Here is a 1,225-nt window from a genome sequence, read left to right as displayed (position 1 = left end):
AAGGTGGGACTGGCGATTGGGACGAAGTCGTAACAAGGTAGCCGTACCGGAAGGTGCGGCTGGATCACCTCCTTTCTAAGGAGCATCTAGACCCTCTCGGGGGTCCAGAGCCACTACGTCGGCAAATGTTCGACGGTGGTCAGCTCATGGGTGGAACGTTGACTACTCGGCACGATCCGTTGGGATCACTAGTACTGCTTCGGTGTGGAAAGTGATGTATCAATTGGTCGGGTCGGGCACGCTGTTGGGTGTCTGAGGGTGCGAGCGTTGCTCGTCCTTCGGGTTGCCGGCCCCAGTGAACTCGCCCGTGTGGGTGGGGTGGTGGGTGGCTGGTCGTTGTTTGAGAACTGCACAGTGGACGCGAGCATCTGTGGCCAAGTTTTTAAGGGCGCACGGTGGATGCCTTGGTACCAGGAACCGATGAAGGACGTGGGAGGCCGCGATAGGCCCCGGGGAGCTGTCAACCGAGCTTTGATCCGGGGGTGTCCGAATGGGGAAACCCGGCAGTCGTCATGGGCTGTCACCCGCTGCTGAACACATAGGCAGTGTGGAGGGAACGAGGGGAAGTGAAACATCTCAGTACCCTCAGGAAGAGAAAACAACCGTGATTCCGGGAGTAGTGGCGAGCGAAACCGGATGAGGCCAAACCGTATGCGTGTGATACCCGGCAGGGGTTGCGTATGCGGGGTTGTGGGAGTTCTCTTGATCGGTCTGCCGGCCGGTCGGCGAGTCAGAAACCGTATGGGTAGGCGAAGGACATGCGAAAGGTCCGGCGTAGAGGGTAAGACCCCCGTAGCTGAAATCTGTACGGCTCGTTTGAGAACCACCCAAGTAGCACGGGGCCCGAGAAATCCCGTGTGAATCTGGCGGGACCACCCGCTAAGCCTAAATATTCCCTGGTGACCGATAGCGGATAGTACCGTGAGGGAATGGTGAAAAGTACCGCGGGAGCGGAGTGAAATAGTACCTGAAACCGTGTGCCTACAAGCCGTGGGAGCGTCGCCGTGTGTGCTTGCACATACGGTCGTGACTGCGTGCCTTTTGAAGAATGAGCCTGCGAGTTTGCGGTGTGTTGCGAGGTTAACCCGTGTGGGGAAGCCGTAGCGAAAGCGAGTCCGAACAGGGCGATGTAGTAGCGCGCTCAAGACCCGAAGCGGAGTGATCTAGCCATGGGCAGGTTGAAGCGGAGGTAAGACTTCGTGGAGGACCGAACCCACCAGGGTTG

At 58.6% G+C, this 1,225-nt stretch carries 2 rRNA genes; both read left to right on the top strand.

Annotated features, from left to right (window positions below):
- Positions 1 to 75: ribosomal RNA gene (locus tag ACIQ7D_RS37520) — 16S ribosomal RNA — on the top strand; the annotation flags it as partial.
- A 297-nt stretch (positions 76 to 372) separates the two neighbouring features.
- Positions 373 to 1,225 (top strand): 23S ribosomal RNA (locus ACIQ7D_RS37515); the annotation flags it as partial.

Origin of the sequence: Streptomyces sp. NPDC096310 (genome assembly GCF_044763125.1) — a bacterium.
Classification (GTDB): Bacteria; Actinomycetota; Actinomycetes; order Streptomycetales; family Streptomycetaceae; genus Streptomyces.
Note: the sequence above shows the minus strand (reverse complement) of the source record. Positions and strands in the feature narration are given on the sequence as shown.